General features: G+C 68.2%; 17 protein-coding genes. 5 read left to right on the top strand and 12 right to left on the bottom strand.

Annotated elements, in window-relative coordinates:
- Positions 1-52: 52 nt before the first annotated feature.
- The gene (locus ABD260_RS28305; RefSeq protein ID WP_344238216.1) at positions 53-391 is read left to right on the top strand and encodes a hypothetical protein; all 339 of its coding nucleotides are present in this window, start codon (positions 53-55) and stop codon (positions 389-391) included.
- Positions 392-1,202: 811 nt separating this feature from the next.
- Here the strand turns inward: ABD260_RS28305 and ABD260_RS28300 are convergent.
- The 11 genes from ABD260_RS28300 to ABD260_RS28250 form a co-directional block, all read right to left on the bottom strand.
- The gene (locus tag ABD260_RS28300) at positions 1,203-3,029 is read right to left on the bottom strand and encodes a replication-associated recombination protein A (protein ID WP_344238214.1); all 1,827 of its coding nucleotides are present in this window, start codon (positions 3,027-3,029) and stop codon (positions 1,203-1,205) included.
- Between the two features lie 181 nt (positions 3,030-3,210).
- On the bottom strand, positions 3,211-3,843 hold the full coding sequence (locus tag ABD260_RS28295; RefSeq protein WP_344238212.1) for a VC0807 family protein: 633 nt from the start codon (positions 3,841-3,843) through the stop codon (positions 3,211-3,213).
- Between the two features lie 83 nt (positions 3,844-3,926).
- A complete protein-coding gene (secA2, locus tag ABD260_RS28290) occupies positions 3,927-6,425 on the bottom strand; it encodes an accessory Sec system translocase SecA2 (RefSeq protein WP_344238210.1) in 2,499 nt (832 codons plus the stop codon).
- Positions 6,426-6,470: 45 nt separating this feature from the next.
- A complete protein-coding gene (locus ABD260_RS28285) occupies positions 6,471-7,289 on the bottom strand; it encodes a GNAT family N-acetyltransferase (protein WP_344238208.1) in 819 nt (272 codons plus the stop codon).
- A gap of 10 nt (positions 7,290-7,299) precedes the next feature.
- Positions 7,300-9,321 (bottom strand): GxGYxYP domain-containing protein, encoded by a 2,022-nt coding sequence (locus ABD260_RS28280; RefSeq protein WP_344238206.1) that lies wholly within the window; start codon positions 9,319-9,321, stop codon positions 7,300-7,302.
- A 356-nt stretch (positions 9,322-9,677) separates the two neighbouring features.
- Positions 9,678-10,634, bottom strand: a complete 957-nt coding sequence (locus ABD260_RS28275; RefSeq protein ID WP_344238204.1) for a hypothetical protein — start codon at positions 10,632-10,634, stop codon at positions 9,678-9,680.
- A gap of 12 nt (positions 10,635-10,646) precedes the next feature.
- Entirely contained in the window at positions 10,647-12,707 is a 2,061-nt protein-coding gene (locus ABD260_RS28270) for a M64 family metallopeptidase (protein WP_344238202.1), read from the bottom strand.
- A gap of 94 nt (positions 12,708-12,801) precedes the next feature.
- On the bottom strand, positions 12,802-13,155 hold the full coding sequence (locus ABD260_RS28265; RefSeq protein WP_344238200.1) for a GntR family transcriptional regulator: 354 nt from the start codon (positions 13,153-13,155) through the stop codon (positions 12,802-12,804).
- Positions 13,156-13,203: 48 nt separating this feature from the next.
- A complete protein-coding gene (locus tag ABD260_RS28260; RefSeq protein ID WP_344238199.1) occupies positions 13,204-13,629 on the bottom strand; it encodes a VOC family protein in 426 nt (141 codons plus the stop codon).
- Between the two features lie 30 nt (positions 13,630-13,659).
- Positions 13,660-13,974 carry a helix-turn-helix transcriptional regulator gene (locus ABD260_RS28255; RefSeq protein ID WP_344238384.1) on the bottom strand — a complete coding sequence of 105 codons (315 nt, stop codon included), beginning with the start codon at positions 13,972-13,974 and terminating at the stop codon, positions 13,660-13,662.
- Positions 13,857-14,711, bottom strand: a complete 855-nt coding sequence (locus tag ABD260_RS28250; protein WP_344238388.1) for an MFS transporter — start codon at positions 14,709-14,711, stop codon at positions 13,857-13,859. Before ABD260_RS28250 ends, ABD260_RS28255 begins: the two co-directional genes overlap by 118 nt.
- Before the next feature lie 429 nt (positions 14,712-15,140).
- Between ABD260_RS28250 and ABD260_RS28245 the strand changes: the two genes are divergently transcribed.
- Both ABD260_RS28245 and ABD260_RS28240 read left to right on the top strand, forming a co-directional pair.
- The gene (locus ABD260_RS28245; RefSeq protein ID WP_344238197.1) at positions 15,141-15,725 is read left to right on the top strand and encodes a TetR/AcrR family transcriptional regulator; all 585 of its coding nucleotides are present in this window, start codon (positions 15,141-15,143) and stop codon (positions 15,723-15,725) included.
- A gap of 211 nt (positions 15,726-15,936) precedes the next feature.
- Positions 15,937-16,968 carry a class I SAM-dependent methyltransferase gene (locus ABD260_RS28240; RefSeq protein ID WP_344238195.1) on the top strand — a complete coding sequence of 344 codons (1,032 nt, stop codon included), beginning with the start codon at positions 15,937-15,939 and terminating at the stop codon, positions 16,966-16,968.
- 76 nt (positions 16,969-17,044) lie between these two features.
- Here the strand turns inward: ABD260_RS28240 and ABD260_RS28235 are convergent, their stop codons facing one another.
- Positions 17,045-17,992, bottom strand: a complete 948-nt coding sequence (locus tag ABD260_RS28235) for a glycoside hydrolase family 19 protein (RefSeq protein WP_344238193.1) — start codon at positions 17,990-17,992, stop codon at positions 17,045-17,047.
- Between the two features lie 163 nt (positions 17,993-18,155).
- Here ABD260_RS28235 and ABD260_RS28230 point away from each other — a divergent pair, with 163 nt between their 5' ends.
- Positions 18,156-19,307 carry a sensor histidine kinase gene (locus tag ABD260_RS28230; protein WP_344238191.1) on the top strand — a complete coding sequence of 384 codons (1,152 nt, stop codon included), beginning with the start codon at positions 18,156-18,158 and terminating at the stop codon, positions 19,305-19,307.
- The gene (locus tag ABD260_RS28225; RefSeq protein ID WP_344238189.1) at positions 19,304-19,999 is read left to right on the top strand and encodes a response regulator; all 696 of its coding nucleotides are present in this window, start codon (positions 19,304-19,306) and stop codon (positions 19,997-19,999) included. The genes ABD260_RS28230 and ABD260_RS28225 overlap by 4 nt, the downstream gene beginning before the upstream one ends.
- The last annotated feature ends 49 nt before the right edge of the window (positions 20,000-20,048 follow it).

Genomic DNA, 20,048 nt, shown 5'->3' with positions numbered 1-20,048 from the left:
GCCGGGGGTCGTGGTCGGCTGAGCGGGGCCGCGAGTAGCGGAGTTGCCAAGCGTGGACGGGCCGCCGGGCGTGGAGCGGTCGCGGGGCGTGGACGGGTCGCCGGATGTGGAGCGGCCGCCGGATGTGGAGCGGCCGCCGGGCGTGGAGCGGTCGCCGGTGGAGCGGTCGCCGGGCGCACCGGGGGCTGTTGTCGGCGGGGGCCAGCTGTCGGTGGGTGTTGAGGTGGAATCACCTGGTGACTGGCTGAAGGGCTTGCCGACCGGGAGGGACGGGCGGGCGGTGGATCGCGATGTACCTTCCGTACGCTCCGCCGTCGGCCCGGACGTACTGCTCACCGGCGGTGTGCTCGCCGACTCCCGCGCCTGCTGCGAACCGAACGGAACCAGGTAAAGAACGCCAGCAAGCAGAACCGCACCTGCCGTACCAGCGCACAACTTCAGCACCAACGGGCGCCGCCGGACATGCCGTGGACGAGGCTGCCTCACAACCAAACCTTTCACCCCAGGCCGTGCAGCACCCTACCCACCAGATCGCCGCAGCCGAAGCTCACCGTCAGTACCCACCCCCAACCACCCAGTACTCACCCACACCTCCCCGCGCCCAAAACCCCCACCCCACCAGCGAAAACGCCCCGCGTACACGATCGCGCCCAGGCACCTCAATCACCCCACCCAGCAGATTCCCCCACCTACGCACCCCCAACCTGTCCGACCTTCGAACACCAACCCCGCCCCCACCAACCGCGAAGCCCGCCGCACACCGGTGGATATCCACCGCTGTTGTGGGTTCTCCACTGGTACACGAGTGGAGAACCCACAACAGCAGAGGAGATCCCGCTCTTGTGATTGATATGTGGGTCAGTGACCGGGAGGGGAGCTGCGAGGCACCGACCTGCAACCGCGACCGTCGTCGGCCGCACAGCGGACAATCGGCAGCTCGACAGGTAGTGCACCCCCGAGACGCCGTACACTCCGACGCCTTCACGCTCAAGTGCACTACCCACCCAACCCACACGTCCTGTCCACCCGCACACCACAACCCAGCCACCCGCCACACATCGGTCACAAGAGACGGATATCCCCGGACCAGGGCGCACCTGCGGCCAGCGCAGCCGCGGGCGGCACCGCCCGCTCACCGGCCACGCGTGTGGCCCGCGCTCGACAACCAGCCCAGCTGCCTTGCCCGGCGGGCTGCGTTTGGGCTACTTGCGGTCGCGGAGGATTTTGCGGATTGCGGTGACTCGGTCGGCGTACGCGGACTCGCCGCCGCGGCGGGTGGGGGTGTAGTAGTCGGTGCCGTCGATGACGTCCGGGGCGTACTGCTGGGGGAGCACGCCGCGTGGATCGTCATGTGAGTACTGGTACGTGGCGCCGTGGCCGATCTTCTTGGCGCCCGCATAGTGCGCGTCCCGCAGATGCGGCGGTACGGGGCCGACCTTGCCGGCTTTCACGTCCGCGATCGCGGCATCGACGGCGGTGATCACCGCATTGGACTTCGGGGCGAGGGCGAGTGCGACGACCGCCTGCGCGAGGTTGATCCGCGCTTCCGGCATCCCGATCAGCTGCACCGCGTCGGCCGCCGCGACGGCCACCCCGAGCGCGGTCGGGTCACCCATCCCGATGTCCTCACTCGCCGAAATCACCAGCCGCCGCGCGATGAACCGCGGGTCCTCCCCCGCCACGATCATCCGCGCCAGGTAGTGCATCGCCGCGTCCACGTCCGACCCACGAATCGACTTGATCAACGCCGACGCCACGTCGTAATGCTGATCCCCGGCCCGGTCATACCGCACCGCCGCCCGATCGACCGCCGTCTCCAACGTCACCAGGTCAATAACCGCACGGCCCACCCCACCAGACGTCGCCGAGTCAGAGGCTCCCTGACCGAACCCTGCCTGCTCGGACGCTCCACCATCGGGCCCGACGCCGGGCGACACCCCGCCACCGTGCCGCGTCACTCCTGCCGACACCTCGCCCGACGACACCTCGCCCGACGGCACATCGCCGCTCGGCGCCACGTCATCCTGCGCCCGCTCGCCCGGCGCCGCGCCCGCTGACGCAGCCTCGCCCGAGACCCGACCGGGCGACGCCGCCTCGCCCGGGACCCGACCGGACGACGCCACCTCGCCCGGGACCCGACCGGACGACGCCCCCTCGCCCGGGACGTCGCCCATCGCCGGTGCATCGGCCGACGTTCCAGCGGTCTGCGTTCCAGCGGTCTGCGCTGCCGCTCCCGATCCCCCACCGCGCGGCGTGCTGTTCGGCTCCGCGGCGCTTGCTTCCTTGTACTTCAGGGTCTGCTCGTGCTTGGCGCGAGCTCCGCCGGCGGCGGCTTCCAGGTAGGTGAGGGCTCGGCGGGCGTCTCCGCCGGCCATTCGGAGGAGGTGGTCGCGGGCGTCGTCGGCGAGGACGAACTCGTCGTTCAGCCCGCGCTCGTCGGCCAGCGCCCGGTCCAGCAGCTTGGAGATGTCGTCGTCGGTGAGCGACTCCAGCGTGAGCAGCAAACTGCGCGACAACAGCGGTGAGATGACCGAGAAGAACGGGTTCTCGGTGGTGGCGGCCACCAGCGTCACCCACCGGTTCTCCACGCCCGGCAGCAGCGCGTCCTGCTGTGCCTTCGTGAAGCGGTGTACCTCGTCGATGAACAGCACGGTCTCCACCGGTCCGGCTGCCCGCGCCAGATCACGCCGGGCGCCGTCGATCACCTGGCGTACGTCCTTCACGCCCGCTGTCACCGCGGACAGCTCGACGAACTTCCGGTTCGTCTGGTGCGAAACCACGGCCGCGATCGTCGTCTTGCCCGTCCCAGGCGGGCCCCACAGCAGCAGCGACATCGGCTGATCGCCCTCGACCAGCCGACGCAGCGGCGACCCGGGCGCGAGCAGATGCTGCTGCCCGACCAGCTCGTCCAGCCCACGCGGCCGCATCCGCACGGCGAGCGGCGCCGCCGTGTGATCCATGTCGGCCAGACTCCCGCCACCGCGGGACGGCGCCGGCGCCCCCGGCAGATCGAACAACCCGTCACTCACCCCAGCAGCCTAACCACCCCCACCGACACTAACGAACCCGCGCCCAACCGCACCTTCGCGGAACCCGGCGGCAGATTGTTTCCGGAAAGTCGCCCGCCGCAACCAAGCGGGTTGACCCCTGAACGGAAGGGTTGACCACTCGGATTTTCAGGGGGCAACCCTTCACCCGAGGGGCCAACCCCTAGGCCATGGTTGGGCGGCGGGGGCCGAAGACCTGGTGCCAGGTGCCGGTTCGCCGGAGCAGCACCTGGGTCGGGATCTGCAGTACGAGGATGGTCAGCACCGTGATGATCGGGTCGGTCGCGGGGACGATCGAGATCGGCAGCGTGTACGCCAGCACGACCCGGATGACCGCATCCGCGATCGACGCGATCCCCCAGTAGATCGTGATCCACTTCCACGCGTGCCGGAAGCTGGGGTTCGTCTCCCACAGCTCGTCCATCACGGCCGCCCGGCGCGGCATCATCGCTTGGGTGACGGTGTAGCAGATGGGTCGCGGGTGCCGCAGTGACCACAACGTGATGCCGGCGAACGGGAGGCTGATCCAGGCGTTGCGTACGAGCAGCAACCGCGCGTCGCCGCCGATCACCGCGACCACGGAACTGCCCACCATGCTGAGGATGACGGCCATGCCGACGAGATCGGTACGGCGTTCGCGAACCAGCGAGATCCCCGAACTGATCAGTCCCGGGATGATCCCGGCGAGCAGTGCGACCAGATCACTCGCGCCGAGTGCCCGGAGCCCGTAGAAGAGCGCCAGCGGTACGCCGATGTCGACGATCAGCAACCAGGGACCACGGTTCGTTCGAGGCATGCCCCGAGCCTCCCGCGACCGGGCGCCGACCGGCATCGGGCCGACGGCCGTGCACCCCTAGACCAAAGTCGAATCCCCAGGCCCTACCGCTTGGGCTTGTCGTCCGCGTCGCGCAGCTCGTCGGGAAGGTCGTCGTCGCCGGAGCCGCTCTCGTCCGCGTCGCGCAGTTCCTCGGGAAGGTCGTCCGCGTCGCGGAGCTCTTCCGGGAGGTCGTCCTCGTCGAACTCCTCGGCGAGGATCTCCTCCGGCTCGGCTCCCGAGCCGGGCTTGATCGCGTTCCGGAGGCGGCCGAGGATTCGGTCGGCTTCGGTGCCGAAGGGGTTGTCGTTGACCAGGTACGTCCAGGTCGCGGTCGGCCGCGGAATCCCGCTGGCCTCCTCGTCCAGACCGTCGGCGGTGATCTCCGCGTCCGTGAACGTCTCGGCCGCGTCCTTCCAGGCGTCCTCGATCAGCGTCTCGAACGAAGCGATCGCCGACTTGTTGAACTCGTCGATCGGCTTCAAGTGCACGATCCCACCGGCGAGCGACCGGAGGTGAATCCCCTCACGCAGATCAGCCAGGTACGCGAGGTGATCGGTCCACCGCCGATCCAGATGCCCGAGCGCGATCCGCCGCGCCGCGCTCTGGACGACGTCCTCGCCGACCTCGTCGACCAGTTCGTCGTACCGCTCCTTCGCCCGCTCGGCCAGCTCAGTCGCGGCCAGATCCTCGGTCAGTACCTTCTCGCGCGTCTCGAGCAGAATCGCGCGCTGCTGCCCGGTCAACCGGTTGTACTGCCAGGTCGTACGGTGCAGCTCGGCGTTGGCGCCATCGGCCACCCGCTGCGCATGCTCGAGCATCGCGATCGACTTCCGGTCGGTCAGCCGCCCGGTGTCATCAGGATGCGGCCGCAGACCGGACGACACCGAGTACCGCGTGACCAGGTCGTCGGCGAGCGACGCGAAGAACAGCGAGCCGCCCGGGTCACCCTGCCGCCCGGCGCGACCGCGGAGCTGGTCGTCGAGCCGCCGCGAAGCGTGCAGACCGGTGCCGATCACGTACAGCCCGCCGAGCTCGAGCGCCTTCTCCTTGTCGTGCGTCTCGTCCTTGCCGCCGAGCCGGATGTCGGTACCACGCCCGGCCATCTGCGTCGACACGGTCACCGTCCCGGGTACGCCGGCTTCCGCGATGATCGCCGCCTCTTCGGCATCGTTCTTTGCGTTCAGCACCACGTGCTCGATCCCGGCCGCCTGCAGCAGATCGCTCAGCTGCTCCGACTCCTCGACACTGTGTGTACCGATCAGGATCGGCCGGCCGGTTTCGTGGACGACACCGATGTGCTTGACCAGCGCCTCGTTCTTCTGCGCGACGGTCAGGTACAACCGGTCCTCGTCGTCCTTGCGGATGTTCGGCTTGTTCGGCGGCACGACCGCGACATCGACCTCGTAGAACTCCGCGAGCGACTCACCGACCACCACTGCCGTACCGGTCATGCCACACAGCGACTTGTACCGCTTGATCAGCGCCTGCACGGTGATGCTGTCCAGCACCTCACCGGAGTCGCTGACCGGAACCGCTTCCTTCGCCTCGACCGCGGCCTGCAGACCGTCCGGCCAGCGCTGCAGCTTGGCGACCCGGCCGCGGTTGTTGTTGATCAGGCTGACCTTGCCGTCGCGGACCAGGTAGTCGACGTCCTTGCGCAGCAGCACCTCGGCGTGCAGCGCGACGTTGACCTGAGTGAGGCGGTCCAGGTTCTCGTCGTCGTACAGGTTGATCCCGTCGAGCGCCGCCTCGACCTTGTCGGTGCCCTTGTCGGTCAGTGCGACGGTGCGCCCGTCGCCGTCGATCTCGTAGTCGACGCCGGCCCGGAGCGTACGCACCAGCTGCACCACGTCGTCATCGAGCGCCTCGGACCGGGTCGCACCGGCGAGCACCATCGGGACGCGGGCCTCGTCGATGAGCACCGAATCCGCTTCGTCGACCAGCGCCACGTCGGCTTCCACGGTGACCCGGTCGGCCACATCCGTGACGAGCCGGTCCCGGAGCACGTCGAAGCCGATCTCGTTCACCGCTACGTAGCAGACGTCGGCCTGGTACGCGGTGCGCCGCTCTTCCGGCGTCGACGCCTGGCCGACATGGCCGACCGTGACGCCGAGCAGCTCGTACACCGGGCCCATCCACTCGGCGTCGCGCTTGGCGAGGTAGTCGTTCACCGCGAGTACGTGCACCTTGCGGCCACCGACGGCGTACCCGGCGGCGGCGATCGCACCGGCCAGCGTCTTGCCCTCACCGGTCGCCATCTCGACGATCCGGCCCTGCAGCATCGCCAGCGCACCGACGACCTGGCCGTCGAACGCCCGCTCGCCGATGGCCCGCTTGCCAGCGTCCCGGGCGAGCGCGAGGAACTCGATCTGCTCGTCCTCGTGCAGGCCGCCGGTGGTGCGCAGCTCCGCGACCGCCTCGGTGAGCTCTTCGTCGCTCAGGGACTGGACGGATTCCTCCGCCTCGCCGACCAGCTGGGTGAGCCGCTCGTACGGGCCGAGATCGATCGAGCCGGGGCGCTGCAGCAGCCGGCGGAAGCGGGAAGCGATTTTCAGGGCCATGATGCAGGCAACGTACAGCCTTCGTGTGTCGTTCCGCAGGTCAGGTCAGGGTGTCCACTCATACGGAGTCGTGGTTGTAACAGCGTGCAGGCCGAGTTTTTGCAGGATCGGGCGGGAGTCTTCGGAGGCGTCGACGCGGAGGAACTCGTAGCCGCGGTCCTTCGCGAGCCGGGCGCGGTGGACGAGCAGCGCGCTGTACAGGCCCTGCCGCCGCCACTCCGGCAGCGTCCCGCCGCCCCACAGACTGGCGAACCCGGTGCCGGGGTGGAACCGGACCCACGCCGCCGACAACGCCAGCCCGTCCGGTCCCTTCAGCGCGTCCTCGACCAGGAAGACGGACAACCGGTCCGGGAACATCCGTGCCTCGCCCGCCAGCCGCTCCACGATCCGCTCCAGGCCGTTGTTCCAGAGCGTGTCAGTCAGTACGCCGATCCGGTGGTAGTCGTCCGGCCCCTCCACCTCACGCAGCCGCACCTTCGACGGCAGTGCGTACGGGCGCTCCAGGATGCGGTCCACCTCACCGAGGATCAGCGTCTCCGGGTCCCCTTTACTGAACCCAGCCTGGAGAAGCCGCTCACCCAGGTCGTGCGGCTCGTCGTACGCGTACGTCTTCCACTCGAACGGCAGACCGCGCTCCCGGAAGAACGCGAGCTCCTGCGCGATGACCGCATCCGGATCAGCGCCGAGACCACGTGGTGTCTCGACGAACCCGGCGCCTTCGCCACCTTCCACGTACGACCGATGCACCAGGCCGACATGCTCCTGTTTCCACCCTGGGATCGCATCAGCGTCCGGCAGGCGGATGCGGCGGTGGAACACGTCGAGCAGTTCGTCGGGGGTCATCTGCTCATCCTGCTCCACCACCGCAACCTCTTTACGCCAGTACGCGGTTGAGCAGGTCGTAGAACGCGTTAGCCAGCACCAGCTCGTACGGACCGCTCAGCAGTGCCCCGAGCTCAGCCATGTCGGACGGCGTCCACGACCACGCACCGATCAGTCCGGAGATGAACAGCGGGCTCGCACCGTCCCAGCCGGCTATCCGCTGGTCCAGTGCGGCTTTGAACTCCGCAGCCTTACCGGGTGCGCCCCAGCCACCAGTCACGGGGATACCGCCCTGGCGGGTTGTCAGTGGGTCGCCGTCCCACGTCTGCATGATCCCCTTGGTCGGTGTGTACTTGGCGTACCCCTCGGCGATCTCCGTCGACAGCAGCACCCACTGGTCGTTCTGGCGGCCGCTGTACGCGTACACCACGTCCAGTCCGGTCCGCTGCATGAATCCACCGGTCATCTTGAGGTACTGCGTCAATTCACTCGCCTTCCACGACGCCGGGTACGTGTAGCCGCCACCGGACGGTCCACAGACCAGCAGGTCGTTGGCCGTAGCAGTCCGCTGGAAGTGGCTGTACAGACCAGGACCTGTCTCGGCCAGCAGTGGGCTGATCGTCCAGTTGGTGGGTACCAGGCCGCGCTTCGGGTCATCCCAGATGTCCCGCAGCCGCCGCTGACAGTACTGGATGTTGTCGCCCTCCCCGAACGTCAGCGTGAGGTACACCTTGTTCTGTGGCTTGCTGATCCGCTTGATCGGACGCGGCTTGTCGGAGATCGGTGCGGTGAAGCCGGCGTGCACAGTGCCGTTCATGTAGAAGTCGGCCGCTACTACTGGCGAGCCGCCCTTCGAAGCCAGGTCCACGCCATCCCACTCACCAGAGACGTCGTTCGCGAACCAGCCCATGTACGGGGCCAGCGTCGGGTACTTCGTGAAGTGCTCGATCAACAGGTCACCGGTAGCACCACCAGGTGGCAACCAGCTGACCATGGCCTTGGTGGCGACCACGTAGTCCCGGAAGTACGCGAACGGCTCGATCCGGGTCGGTGCGGTGTCGGTAGCGGACACCAGGTACTGGTTCCACATCTCCACGGTGACGACCAGGGAGGTAGTACCAGCGGGTGGTTGGAAGCGGTAGATCCAGTAGTTGCCGCCGTCGGCGAACCGGTTGGCCTCACCGCCGATCGAGGAGTGCGATCCGTCGAAGAGGTACGGCTCCTCTTCCGGACTGTTCGGCTCGAAGCGGGCGAACTCGGTACCGTTAGCGGTCACCACCACGTGCCGTACCGACGCACCCCATCCGTCGTCGGCGAACGAGTCCGCGAACCGTACGTACACAGCCTCCTTGCCGAGCTTGGCGGAAACGTCCAGGTTGTACGTGCCGCGGTTGGACGAGTCGCGGATCTGTTTGGTCTCGCGGGCGATCTCCAGCCACTGGACGTTCTCCACGTCGACCACGCGAGTCGGTGGCAGACCCGCCAGCAGTTGCTTGGTGACACGCGGGAACAGGTTGTCCAGCTGCCACCGGTACGTCTTCACGCGATCGTCGTCGAACATCCCGCGCAGGTCCTTCACGATCCTCAGACCGTGCGCCTTGGCCTGATCCGCGTCCGCGACGACCGCGTTCTCCAGGCCGGCCAGGGTGGTCGCGACGTTCAGCGAGTCCGGTACGGCCGGATCGTGGACGATCGCGCCGCGGATCCGGTTCCGGTACTTGGCGACCAGGTCGAGCGGGTTCTTGTACAGCTTGGTCGGCAGGCGCATGTCGGCCAGCCATTTGGCGTCCGGGACGCTGGTGGTCCCGGTGTCGTAGATGAAGTACAGCTCCGGCTCAGTACGGTTGACGACGCCTTGCAACGTTGTCAGCAAGGTCTGGTCTCCCCCGCTGAGTTTGCTGACGTCGCCGTAGTCCAGGTGTCGTGGGCGGTTGAACACCGGCAGCAGCCGAGCGGGGCTGCCGGACGTCGATGAAACCGCAGCCTGCGCCTCGGTCGCGCGGCCCGGTACCAGCCCGAACCCACCCACCGTCGCCGCACCGCTGCCCGCCAGGAACGTCCGTCTCGAAACCATCGTGACCACTCCCTGAGGTTGACATCGATGTCAAATCTGCGGGGAATGTAGCAACGCGGCGACAGTGTGTACATAGCTCGTCGCGTCCGGGTGACGACTTTCTGGAATCGTTTCCGGTGGGGCGTGCACACCCGCTGGTGACCATGAACAAGTGCTCACCTGTTCACGGTCACCATCAGGTGAACGCAGCTCCGGTCAGCGGCGGGTCGGCGGCCGGTCAGCGGCGGGTCGGCGGCCGGTCGGCGGCCGGCGGCCCGTCAGCGGCGGACCATCGGCCGCTCGGCAGCTGGTCCGCGGCTGGTCGGCAGCTGGTCGGCAGCTGGTCGGCAGCTGGTCGGCAGCTGGTCGGCGGCGGGTCAGCGGCCGGTGCCGGTGCGGCCGCCGCGGGCGTCGATCGCCTCGGGGAGCGCGGACTCCGGCAGGCCGACGAGTTCGGCGACCGGGGTGATCCGGCCCTCGAACTGCGCGGCCAGCGGGGCGGCGCCGAGGCGGTCCGTCGTGGTCGGTTCCTGGATCTGGTGCAGGCGGACGCGGATTCCCGTCCGCGTGTCCGGAGTGACGTCGGCCGCCGGCACGCGCGCGATGAACTCGTACACCTCGCGTGGGGTGACGTTGTGCCCTTGCTGCTCGGCCGGTCCTTGCGGGTTGGGGAAGGAGCGCTGGGTGTTCGGGTCGGCAACGGTACCTGCGTGGAGCAGGCGGTCCTGGTACGTGACCTCATACGCGTTCGCGCCCTGGAAGGCAGCCGTCTGCGCAAGCGGACCGTCCACCAGATGACTGTCCAGCACAGTCAACCGATCCCCACGCACCCGAATCCGCAACCGCACATACTGCTCCCCCGCCACCCCACTACGCCCCGACTCAACCGCCACCTGATCCCCCCAACCGCCAACCGGCGGCTGCCCAGCCGCCGCACCGGCCCGCTCCTGCGGGGATTGTGCGGCCCCCGCACCGGCCTGCTCCTGCGGGGATTGTCCAGCCGCCGCACCGGCCCGCTCCTGCGGGGATTGTCCGGCCGCCGCTCCGGCCTGCTGCTCGGCCCGATGCTCGCCTGGTCGCGCCGACGCCGCCGCCTTGGGGTCGAAGGCGGGTTTCGCGGCCCGTCCCGGCTCACGACGGATCGCACGCTCCGTGCCCGCACCCTCCGCCCGTCCCGCGCCGGACTGCTCCGGTCGTGAAGGATCTGCTTTGACCCGCCCAGCGTGTGGTGGGACTGCCGCGTGTCGGCGGCGGGTTTCGCCTGCTGGGGGTTTGGACGGCCGGCGGTCCGGGGTGATGCGCTGGTCTCGTTTGCTGCCTTTGGGTTGTTTCATTGTCGGGCCCCCTTACCAGTTCCGGCCGTAGCGGTAGTTGTGAATCCAGCGGTAGTAGATGCGATCCAACATAATCCCCCGCCGCCCGTCGATCACGCCGAACCAATCGGTGTTGTGTACGAACAACTGCGGCCGCCCGCGCCGCCCGGTCAGCCGCGCCGGCTCGAACCGATCCACCGATCCCAGGTTCCATTCGCCCACCCAGTCACCGACGTAATCCGCCTTCAGCGCAACCCCGGAACTGAGCATCCGCCCCAGGTACTCGGTCGCCCAATCCTGGTCGTTCCAGGCCCAAAGATCGCACCGTCCGGTGCCGTCGATGTCAGCCGCGAAGAACTGATCGTGACGCCCCAAACCGTCCCATCCAGGCACATCACCATCATGCCGGTGCACGTACGCCAACGCCGACCCGGTCGACCGGAACATCCCCAGGTACGCCATCGCCCAGTCGTCCCCGTTGAAGACGAACACATCGCATTTCCCGTCCCCGTCGAAATCACCGAGAATCAACCGGTCGTGCTGTGCAAGTCCGCCCCAGCCCGGGATATCGCCGTCATACCGATGCATCATCGAATAACCGGACGACCCGGCGCGGAACAATCCGACGTACGCCATCGCCCAATCGTCACCGTTGAAGATGACCAGATCATCGCTGCCGTTGCCGGTCAAATCACCGACGAAGAATTCGTCGTGCCGCGCCAATCCACCCCAGCCCGGAATGTCACCGTCATACCGCTGACTCACCCAGAACCCGTTCCCGGTCGAGCGCAGCAAACCGACGTACGGCATCGACCAGTCATCGGTGTTCACCACGACCAGGTCGTCGCGCCCGTCACCGTTCACATCAGCGACCAAGAACCGGTCATGGGCAGCAAAACCGCCCCAGCCCGGGATGTCCCCGTCGTACCGCGCGACCAGCCGCAGACCGCCGGCGCCGTCCGACTTCAGCAACCCGAGGTACGGCATCACCCAGTCCACGCCGTTGAAGATCGCCACCTCGTCCGTACCGTCACCGTCGAAGTCGCCGACATACACCTGGTCGTTCGGCATGAACTGCCACGACCCCGGCACCCGTTCGACCGCGCTGTACGTGTGCTCCAGCGCCGTCCCGTCCGCACGGAACAGCTGGATCGACGTGCCGTGGTGGAGCAGCAGGTCGCTGTGACCGGTGCCGTAGAAGCGCCCCGCGTACGCGTTGCGGAAGTGGTGACCGGTCTCGTGGTCCCGCGCGGTCTTGATGGACGTGTAGCAGACCGGGCAGTACGGCGGTGTGTTGCCGTTCATCCGGCAGTTCTCGACCGGCCGGTAGATGCCGGTGTTCAGCGTGCCGCCGCCCTCGAACAGCCCGACGTCGGTGTTGCTGTTCCAGTCCGCCGGCCGCGGTCCGTTGTTGTAGTTCGCGGCGGAGCCGGTACCGGTCGGCAGCGGGGTCGACGGGGCGATCAGGTTCGCCCACTTGGTGGTCGCGCGGTCGGTGATCGTGGTCAGGTTGATCCAGCCCTGTTCACTGCCGCTGTACGCCCCACCGGCCGAGTACTCGTCCGCGAAACCGCCGATCCCGTGACCGAACTCGTGGGCGATCACGGTCCAGTTCACACCCATCGGTACGTGCGCCCGGCCGCCGCCACCACAACCGCCGTAGTTCGGGTTGTTCAGTACGACCAGCAACTCGTTCCAGTCCGGCACCCACTTGTTCAGCGCGGCCTGGATCCGTGTCTCGGTGTCGGTGCCGTACTCCAGCCAGCAGTGCGCCCAGGACCCGCTGAAGATCATCCCCAGCGCGGTGTCGTGAACCGTCTGCGCCGAGATCGTGTCGTCGGACGGATCGGTCGGCGTACCGTGCTCGTCGTACGTCCGGGTGCTCACGCCTGAGTCCACCGACTCCAGGTTCACCCGGTAGATGTTGTACGCGGACGCGTCCTCACTGAAGTAGTCGTGCCCGAAGACGCCGTCGATCAGCGTCGTCTGCACCCAGTTGTTGTACGCGACCTGATCCACCGCGGTGAACCCGTCCCCCAGCACCGCGATGTTCCGCTTCACCCCCGGCGGCCCGGCCTTCCGCAACACAGTCATGCTGTCAGCCATAACTCCCCCTAGTACACCGGCGCCCCCAACGAACACCTGCTACTTCCGCGGAGTCATGTCCACATGCGGTTGATACAAGCAGCTACCAGGCGCGGCGGAGGAGTTCGGTGGCTTCGGCGAGGGAGAGTTCGGCGCGGTGCGCGGCCTGGGCGAGCGCGGCCGCGGCTGACTGGGAAGGCTCGTCGTCCACCCGGCTGCGGGAGGCGAGGACGAAGGTGCCGTTGCGGCCGCGGGTTTCGATCAGGTGGTCGGCTTCGAGTTCCTTGTACGCGCGGGCGACCGTGTTCACGGCCAGGCCGAGGTCCAGGGAGAGCTGGCGGACGGTGGGCAGGCGGGTGCCGCGGGCCAGCTCGCCGGTCCGGATCAGGGTCTCGATCTGCGAACGCACCTGCTCGTACGGCGGCGTCAGCCCGACCGGATCGACAGAAATCTGCATCCGCCAAGCATGCCGTACACCCCCACCACCCGCCGCCCACCCACCGCGTCAGGAGAAGTCGCCGGCGCTGTACTTCTTCTGTTCGACCAGGACCAGCCAGTTGCCGGAGTTGTCGCGGAGCACTGCCTCCACCCCGTACGGACGGTCGGACGGCTCCTGGATGAACTCGACGCCCTTCGCGCTCAGCTCGGCGAACGTCTTCCGGCAGTCGTCGGTCGCGATCCCGAACCCGTGCAGATTGCCCTTCGCCATCATCCGCCGCACCGCGTCCGCCGACTCTTCGTCCAGCGGCGGGCCGGGCAGCGCGAGCTGGAGCTCCAGCTCCGGGTGGCTCGAGTGGTACACCGTGCACCAGCGGTACCCGGGCAGGTGGATGTCGTCCTTCAGCACGAACCCGAGCTTCTCGGTGTAGAACGCCTTCGCCTCGTCGATGTCGGTCACGAAGACACTCAACAGGCTGATGTTGGTGATCACAGTTCCTCCAGATCGTCGGTCGTACCGACGCTAGCGGTCCGGATCGGCCGGCGGCTTCTCCGGAATTGCGGAGTTCAGACCGAGCATGAACACGAAGCAGCCCGGGATCCGCGCGCCGGTCTGCGTCCGCTGGTACTCGGTCGGCGGCATCCCGACCAGCTCGGTGAACCGCTGCGAGAACGAACCCAGGCTGCTGTACCCGACCAGCGTGCACACTTCCGTCACCGTCAGGTTCGTCGCGCGGAGCAGGTCCGTCGCACGCTCGATCCGGCGGCGGGTGACGTACTGCATCGGCGTCTCGCCGTATGTCGCCGCGAAACAGCGCAGGAAGTGGTACTTGGACACCCCGGCGGTCGCCGCCAGCCCGGCCAGGTCGAGCGGCCCGGCATAGTTGCGGTCAGCAACATCTCGTGCCAGCCGCAACCGCGGCAACAACTCCACCGGCACGACGATGCCACCCATGCTGCGAGCTTAGAACCTGACTCGCGCGACTGCGACCGTCCCGCCGGCCAGGAGGACAAGAACGCGGCCGCCAGCAGTACGCCCCGCAGCGGCAGCGCGTCGACCACGAGGCCGCCGCCGAAGGCGCCGATCCCGATCGCCAGGTTGAACATCGCCACCCAGAGCGTGGACACCGCCTCGACGGCTCGCGGCGCGGCCCGGATCATCCACGTCTGCAAGCTGACCGACACCCCGCCGTACACGAGTCCCCACAGGATCAACAGCGTGATCCCGCCGGCCGCCCCGGTTCCGAGCCAGGGGAAGGTGAGCAGGATCGCCGCCAGTGCGATGACGATCACGGCGACGGTCGCGCGTACGCCCCGGGCGAGCCCCCACGGCGCGATGAAGTAGCCGGTCAGACCGGCGATACCGAAGCCGAACAGCAGTGGGCCGACCAGCTTTTCGTCGACACCGCTGAGATCCTGCAGCACCGGGCTCACGAAGGTGTACGCCGTGAAATGCCCCGTCACGACCAGGACCGTGACAAGGATGCCGACGCGTACGCCCGGGATGCCGAACTGGCGAGCCAGCTTGCGGACCGCAATCGGCTCATCGGCGACCAGCCGCGGCAGCACCATCATCAGCCGGTGAACGCCGCCGGCGCCGGGGCCGCAAGGCGAGCAACGTCAGCAGGACAAGACCCCCGAGCCCGGCGAAGGCAGCCCGCCAGCCGACCCAGTTGCCAACCACGGTGCCGAGCGGTACGCCGAAGACGTTGGCGGCGCCGACCCCACCGAAGATAACGGCCGTCTCGCGCCGTCCCCACCCCGGTCCTGCGACGTCTGAGGGGCCAACCCCCGAGCTGGTGGGTTTGGCCGCGAGATTCTCAGGGGCCAACCCATCAACCGAGGGGCCGACCCCTCAAACGATGCCCGCGCCGCGCCGACCCGGGCCGGTACTGCGCATGCTGAGGGGTTGGCCCCTGAGGTGGTGGGTTTGGCCGGGGGGTTCTTGGGGGTCAACCCGTTGGCTGAGGGGTCGGCCCCTCAAACGGGGTGGTGTTGGCCGGGGTGTTCTGGCGGCGCGGGTACAACGCGACCTCGGTGCGGGATCTCGGGAGTGAGCTGGAGCTGACGTCGAGCAGTCTGTATCGCACGTTCACGGACAAGCATTCGCTGTTCCTGCGCGCGCTCGATCACTACCGCGAGACGGAGCATGCGGAGCCGGGGATGAAGGGCGGGCCGTCCAGCGGCTGGCCGACCGGGTGTCGGTCGGCCGAGGCCGCGGAACGGCTCGGCGCCGACGGCCCGGTCGCGGAGGTACTGCGCGACTGGCTGGTGTGGACCGTCAGCCACGTGGACGGGCGCGGCTGCCTGGTGGTGAACTCGGCGACCGAGCTAGGCACCGCCGACGCGGGGGTGAGCGAGCGGGTCGGCGCCGCGTTCAGCACCACCCGCGAAGCGCTGACGGCGCTGCTGGATCGCGGGCGGCGTACGGGCGAGCTTGCGGCCGGCCTGGACGTCGAGCAGGTGGCGGACCTGGTGTTCACGCTCGTGCTCGGGCTCCGGGTCCGCGAGCGCGCCGGCCAGTCGGCGGCAGAGCTCGCGACGACGATCGACGGAACAGTCACACTCGTCACCGGACCGTCGGCCTGATCACGCCACCGTCGGCCTGATCGCGCGGACATTCGACGTGATCGCCCGGACCTTCGGTCTGGCTACTCGGACATTCGGTCTGATCACGCCACCGTCGGTCTGATCGCGCGGACATTCGACGTGATCGCTCGGACCTTCTGTCTGATCGCGCGGACATTCGGTCTGAGCCGAAAGAATCGGCGCGGGGTGGGGCTCCAGCGAGGGTGGAGAGATGAGAGTCGGACAGGGTGGCAGTGGACCGGGACCGCACACGCCGGACGGCAGCGCGGTCGAGTTGTACGAGGTCACGCCGGTGCACGGCGAGGACGAACTGATCAACGGGGCAATCGATCCAGGCAGCACCGTGCTCGAACTCGGCTGCGGCACCGGCCGGATCACCCGCGCACTGGCCGCACTCGGCCACCACGTGGTCGCGGTCGACGAGTCCCCCGACATGATCGCCCGAGTCCGCGAACCATCCTCCGGGCCTCCACCCACACAACCGCCCACCGGTCCAACCGCGCAGTCACCAACCGCGGAGTCACCAGCCACCTCGACGCCGGCCCAGTCACCAGCCACGTCGCCGCAGGCCCAGTCACCAGGCACCTCGACGCCGGCCGAGTCACCAGCCCCGTTGCCGCCGGTCCAGTCACCAGCCACCTCGACGCCCGCCGAGACACCAGCCACCTCGACGCCCGCCAAGTCACCAGCCACCTCGACGCCGGCCGAGACACCAGCCGCCTCACTGCCGGCCGAGACACCAGCCACCTCGACGCCCGCCGAGACACCAGCCGCCTCACTGCCGGCCGAGCCGCCCGGCGGGGCGGCGGGCATTGAGACGGTCTGTTCGACGATTGGGGAGCTTCGGTTGGAGCGGCGGTTCGATCTTGTGCTGATGATGTCGTACCTGATCAACGTCGCCGACGACGCGGAGCGGCTGCGCTTACTGCAAACGTGCGCCTACCACGTACGCCCCGGTGGTTCGGTCATCCTGCAGCAGCAGACTCCGGGCATGCTGCGCGGACCGGTCGTGATGACGAGCGACCGCGGCACGATGGTGATCTCCGACCTCGAGGAGTTCCCCGACGGCCGCCAGTCCGCGACTCTCACCCACACCGTCGGCGGCAAGTCCTGGTCGCAGCACATCCTCACCCAGAATCTCACCGAGGATCAGCTGGCCCGTCAACTGGCCGAAGCCGGCCTGCACCGCACCGCGTACCTGACCCCCGACCAAACCTGGGTCGTCGCCACACCGACCACCTGATCGAAGCTAGGAGGGTTTCTCGGCAAAGACAGGGCAAAAAGCTCCCGCCTCCGCCGCGAAACCCTCCTACAAGGGGCTAGCCCAGACCCCCGCCGTTCTTGGCGAGCGCGTCGAACTGGGTGCGGGTGAGCTTGCTGGTGTCACCCTTCAGCGGCGACGGGCGAGTGCAGATCACACCGGACGGAACCGACCCGGTCAGGTAGCGGATCGCGTTCTTGAACGAGTCGCAGCGCCGCTGGTCCTCCGCGCCGGCCGGGTAGCCGATTGCCGCGTTCACCCGGCCCATGTCCAGATTGTCCGCGTACGGGTTGATGTTGCGGGCAACTGTCCAGTACCAGCGGGCGATCGGTGCGCTCCACTGCAGCGACATCGCGAGATCCGGGTTGCCGAGCAGGTCGATGCCGAAGTACTGACCGGCCGGGCCGTAGTTGAAGTCACCGGTGAGCTGGATGTACCCGCGGCCGCCGTACAGCCGGGTGTCGCCGATCTCGCGGATGTTGTACTCCAGCCGCGACTCGTGCACCAGCGTGGCGAGGAAGGCGGCCTTGCGGTACGGGGTGTTGATGTTCGCGTCCCGCATCGCCTGGTTCAGCGACGGGAGCCCGGTCTCGACAATGGACGGGTTCGCGATCCGCGTACCGAACATGGCCTGGACGTCGGCCAGCGTGATGTCGCCGTCGGCCGGCGGCGGGTTGTCGGTACCGCACTCGGGGACGCCGGGGAGCTTGTCCTCGGGCACCGAGATGTACACGACGGTCACGTAGCCGCCGAGCGCGGGCACGTGCGCCCACCACTCGCTGGTTCCGTCCGAGTTGCTGACCCGGTCGCCGTGCTTCTGGCAGTCGACGTCGATCGAGGTGGGTCCACTGAGCGTACGAACGACCGCGGACGACAGGTACGCGTCGGAGCGGACGTTGACGCCGCTGCCGTACGTGCTGAAACCGGTCGCGTACGCGGGTGTGGCGACCAGAGCGGTCGCGGTGATGCCTAGGCAGGCGAGCACAGCTGTCAGAAAACGACGCATCGAACAACTCCTGGGGCGGTAGGAGGGGGCGGTTGTCGTGAAAACCTAACCAAGCATTTCCACAACGCCGCCAGTTTCCTCCAAACACTCGAAGACCTCAACCCTTTCCTTTGCCGTTTCACAGCCGCTCCGGCGCGGCGGCCGTCGTACACTCGGGATCGTCATGGCGAAACACCGACTCGTTGACGCCGGCCTCGCCGGGTTCGTCGCGCTGGTCGGCGTTGTCACGTTGCGCGGGCATTCCGCGTCGACCGGCGAGCAGTTGGCAGCCGTCGCGTACGCCGTGATCGTGAGTGTGCCGCTGGTGTGGCGCCGGTACGCACCGCTGCCCGTGACCGGGCTGATCGGTCTGCTCGGCGCTGCCGGCCAGTTGTTGCCGATCACTCCCCTGCTGGACGGTCCGTTCCTGCTGTCATTTGCTGTTGCCGTGGGCACCGTTGGCGCGCTGGACCTGCGGCTGCGGGCGATCGGCTGGACGGCGCTTGCTGCGCTTCCGGCGTTCGTCATCGCGGCCGTGACGACTCGGGCCGGGAGTGATCTGGTCGGAACGATCGGGTGGCTGGTCCTGGCATTCACGATTGGGCGGGCGCTCGCATTCCGTCGTACGGCGATGAACGCGCGGGCGGAGGCGGAGCGTACCGCTCGCGCGCAGGCGATCGAGCGACGAGTGACCGAGGAACGGCTGGCGATCGCGCGTGATCTGCATGATGTGATCACCCAGTCGATCGAGGCGGTGTCGATGCAGGCGATGGTCGGGCTGCAGTTGTTCGACAGTCAGCCGGACGACGCGCGGGCGGCGCTGCAGCGGATCCGTACTGCGGGTGCTGGGGCGTCGCGGGAGATCCGGGAACTGCTCGGCGTACTCCGAAGCGAGGAAACTGGCCCGATGCCAGGTCTGGACGATCTACCCGCCCTGGTGGAATCCAGCACTGTCGACGGCCCACCCGCCACGTACCACGTCACCGGCAAACCCCGCGCCTGCGATCCCCTGATCGCCGTCACCCTCTACCGCATAACCCAAGAAGCCCTGACCAACACCCGCCGCCACGCCCAGGCCAGCTCCGTGCAGGTCGAGCTGACGTGGCAGCCGGAGTCACTCGACCTGACAATCACCGACAACGGCACCGGACCCGATGCTGACAGGTTGAGTGCTGGTGGGCATGGGTTGCGCGGGATGCGGGAGCGGCTTGCGCTGGTGGACGGCAGGTTGGAGCTCGGTGCCGGACCGAGCGGCGGCTTCCGCGTACGCGCGACTGTCCCAAACCAGCGGACCGGTCTGGGCGGAAGGATGGTGCTGGGGGTGGAGGGTTTGTGATCGGGGTTTTGGTTGTTGATGATCAGGAGTTGGTGCGAAGTGGGTTGCGCGCGCTCGTTTCGGCGGAGGGAGATCTTGAAGTAGTTGGGGAGGCGGCGGATGGGCCTTCGGGGGTGCGGTTGGCGCGGGAGCTTCGGCCGGATGTGGTTTTGATGGACATCCGCATGCCCGGCGGTGAAGGACTGACGGCGACCCGAGCGATCACAGCCGACCCCGCACTCGTCGGTACGAAGATCATCGTGCTGACCGGCTACGACACCGATGACTCGGTGATGATCGCGCTCCGGTCCGGCGCCAGCGGGTACTTGCTGAAGGACTTCGAAGCACCCGCACTCCTGCAAGCAATCCGTACCGCGGCGGCCGGCGACGCACTGCTCGCCCCGAGTATCGCCCGCCGGATCGCCACCACCTGGACCCCACCCGGCGCACCCCGCACCGACCCAGCCACGGAACGCCTACTAGCCGGCCTGACCGACCGCGAACGCGAAGTCCTGGCCCTCGTCGCCCGCGGCCGCACCAACGCCGAGCTGGCCACCGACCTGCACATCAGCCTCGGCACCGCCAAAACCCACGTCAGCCGCATCCTCACCAAGCTGTCGGCCCGCGACCGAGTCCAACTGGCAATCCTCGGCCACCAAGCCGGCCTGGCCGACCCCAACCGCCGGCGCCACCGCGAACCGAAGAACGGGTAGTCGTCCCCACCTCTGCACGACCTTGAGCGTGCGGCACCCGCGTTCGGCG

The organism is Kribbella hippodromi, from assembly GCF_039531045.1.
Classification (GTDB): domain Bacteria; phylum Actinomycetota; class Actinomycetes; order Propionibacteriales; family Kribbellaceae; genus Kribbella; species Kribbella hippodromi.
This window is presented reverse-complemented; position numbering and strand designations above follow the sequence as displayed.

What these genes read in the sequence shown, in the direction of transcription:
- ABD260_RS28280 (WP_344238206.1), bottom strand. Translation starts at nt 9,321, where the DNA reads ATGGTTTCGAGACGGACGTTCCTGGCGGGCAGCGGTGCGGCGACGGTG.
- secA2 (WP_344238210.1), bottom strand. Translation starts at nt 6,425, where the DNA reads ATGGCCCTGAAAATCGCTTCCCGCTTCCGCCGGCTGCTGCAGCGCCCC.
- ABD260_RS28295 (WP_344238212.1), bottom strand. Translation starts at nt 3,843, where the DNA reads ATGCCTCGAACGAACCGTGGTCCCTGGTTGCTGATCGTCGACATCGGC.
- ABD260_RS28230 (WP_344238191.1), top strand. Translation starts at nt 18,156, where the DNA reads ATGGCGAAACACCGACTCGTTGACGCCGGCCTCGCCGGGTTCGTCGCG.
- ABD260_RS28265 (WP_344238200.1), bottom strand. Translation starts at nt 13,155, where the DNA reads ATGCAGATTTCTGTCGATCCGGTCGGGCTGACGCCGCCGTACGAGCAG.
- ABD260_RS28235 (WP_344238193.1), bottom strand. Translation starts at nt 17,992, where the DNA reads ATGCGTCGTTTTCTGACAGCTGTGCTCGCCTGCCTAGGCATCACCGCG.
- ABD260_RS28275 (WP_344238204.1), bottom strand. Translation starts at nt 10,634, where the DNA reads ATGAAACAACCCAAAGGCAGCAAACGAGACCAGCGCATCACCCCGGAC.
- ABD260_RS28240 (WP_344238195.1), top strand. Translation starts at nt 15,937, where the DNA reads ATGAGAGTCGGACAGGGTGGCAGTGGACCGGGACCGCACACGCCGGAC.
- ABD260_RS28250 (WP_344238388.1), bottom strand. Translation starts at nt 14,711, where the DNA reads ATGATGGTGCTGCCGCGGCTGGTCGCCGATGAGCCGATTGCGGTCCGC.
- ABD260_RS28270 (WP_344238202.1), bottom strand. Translation starts at nt 12,707, where the DNA reads ATGACTGTGTTGCGGAAGGCCGGGCCGCCGGGGGTGAAGCGGAACATC.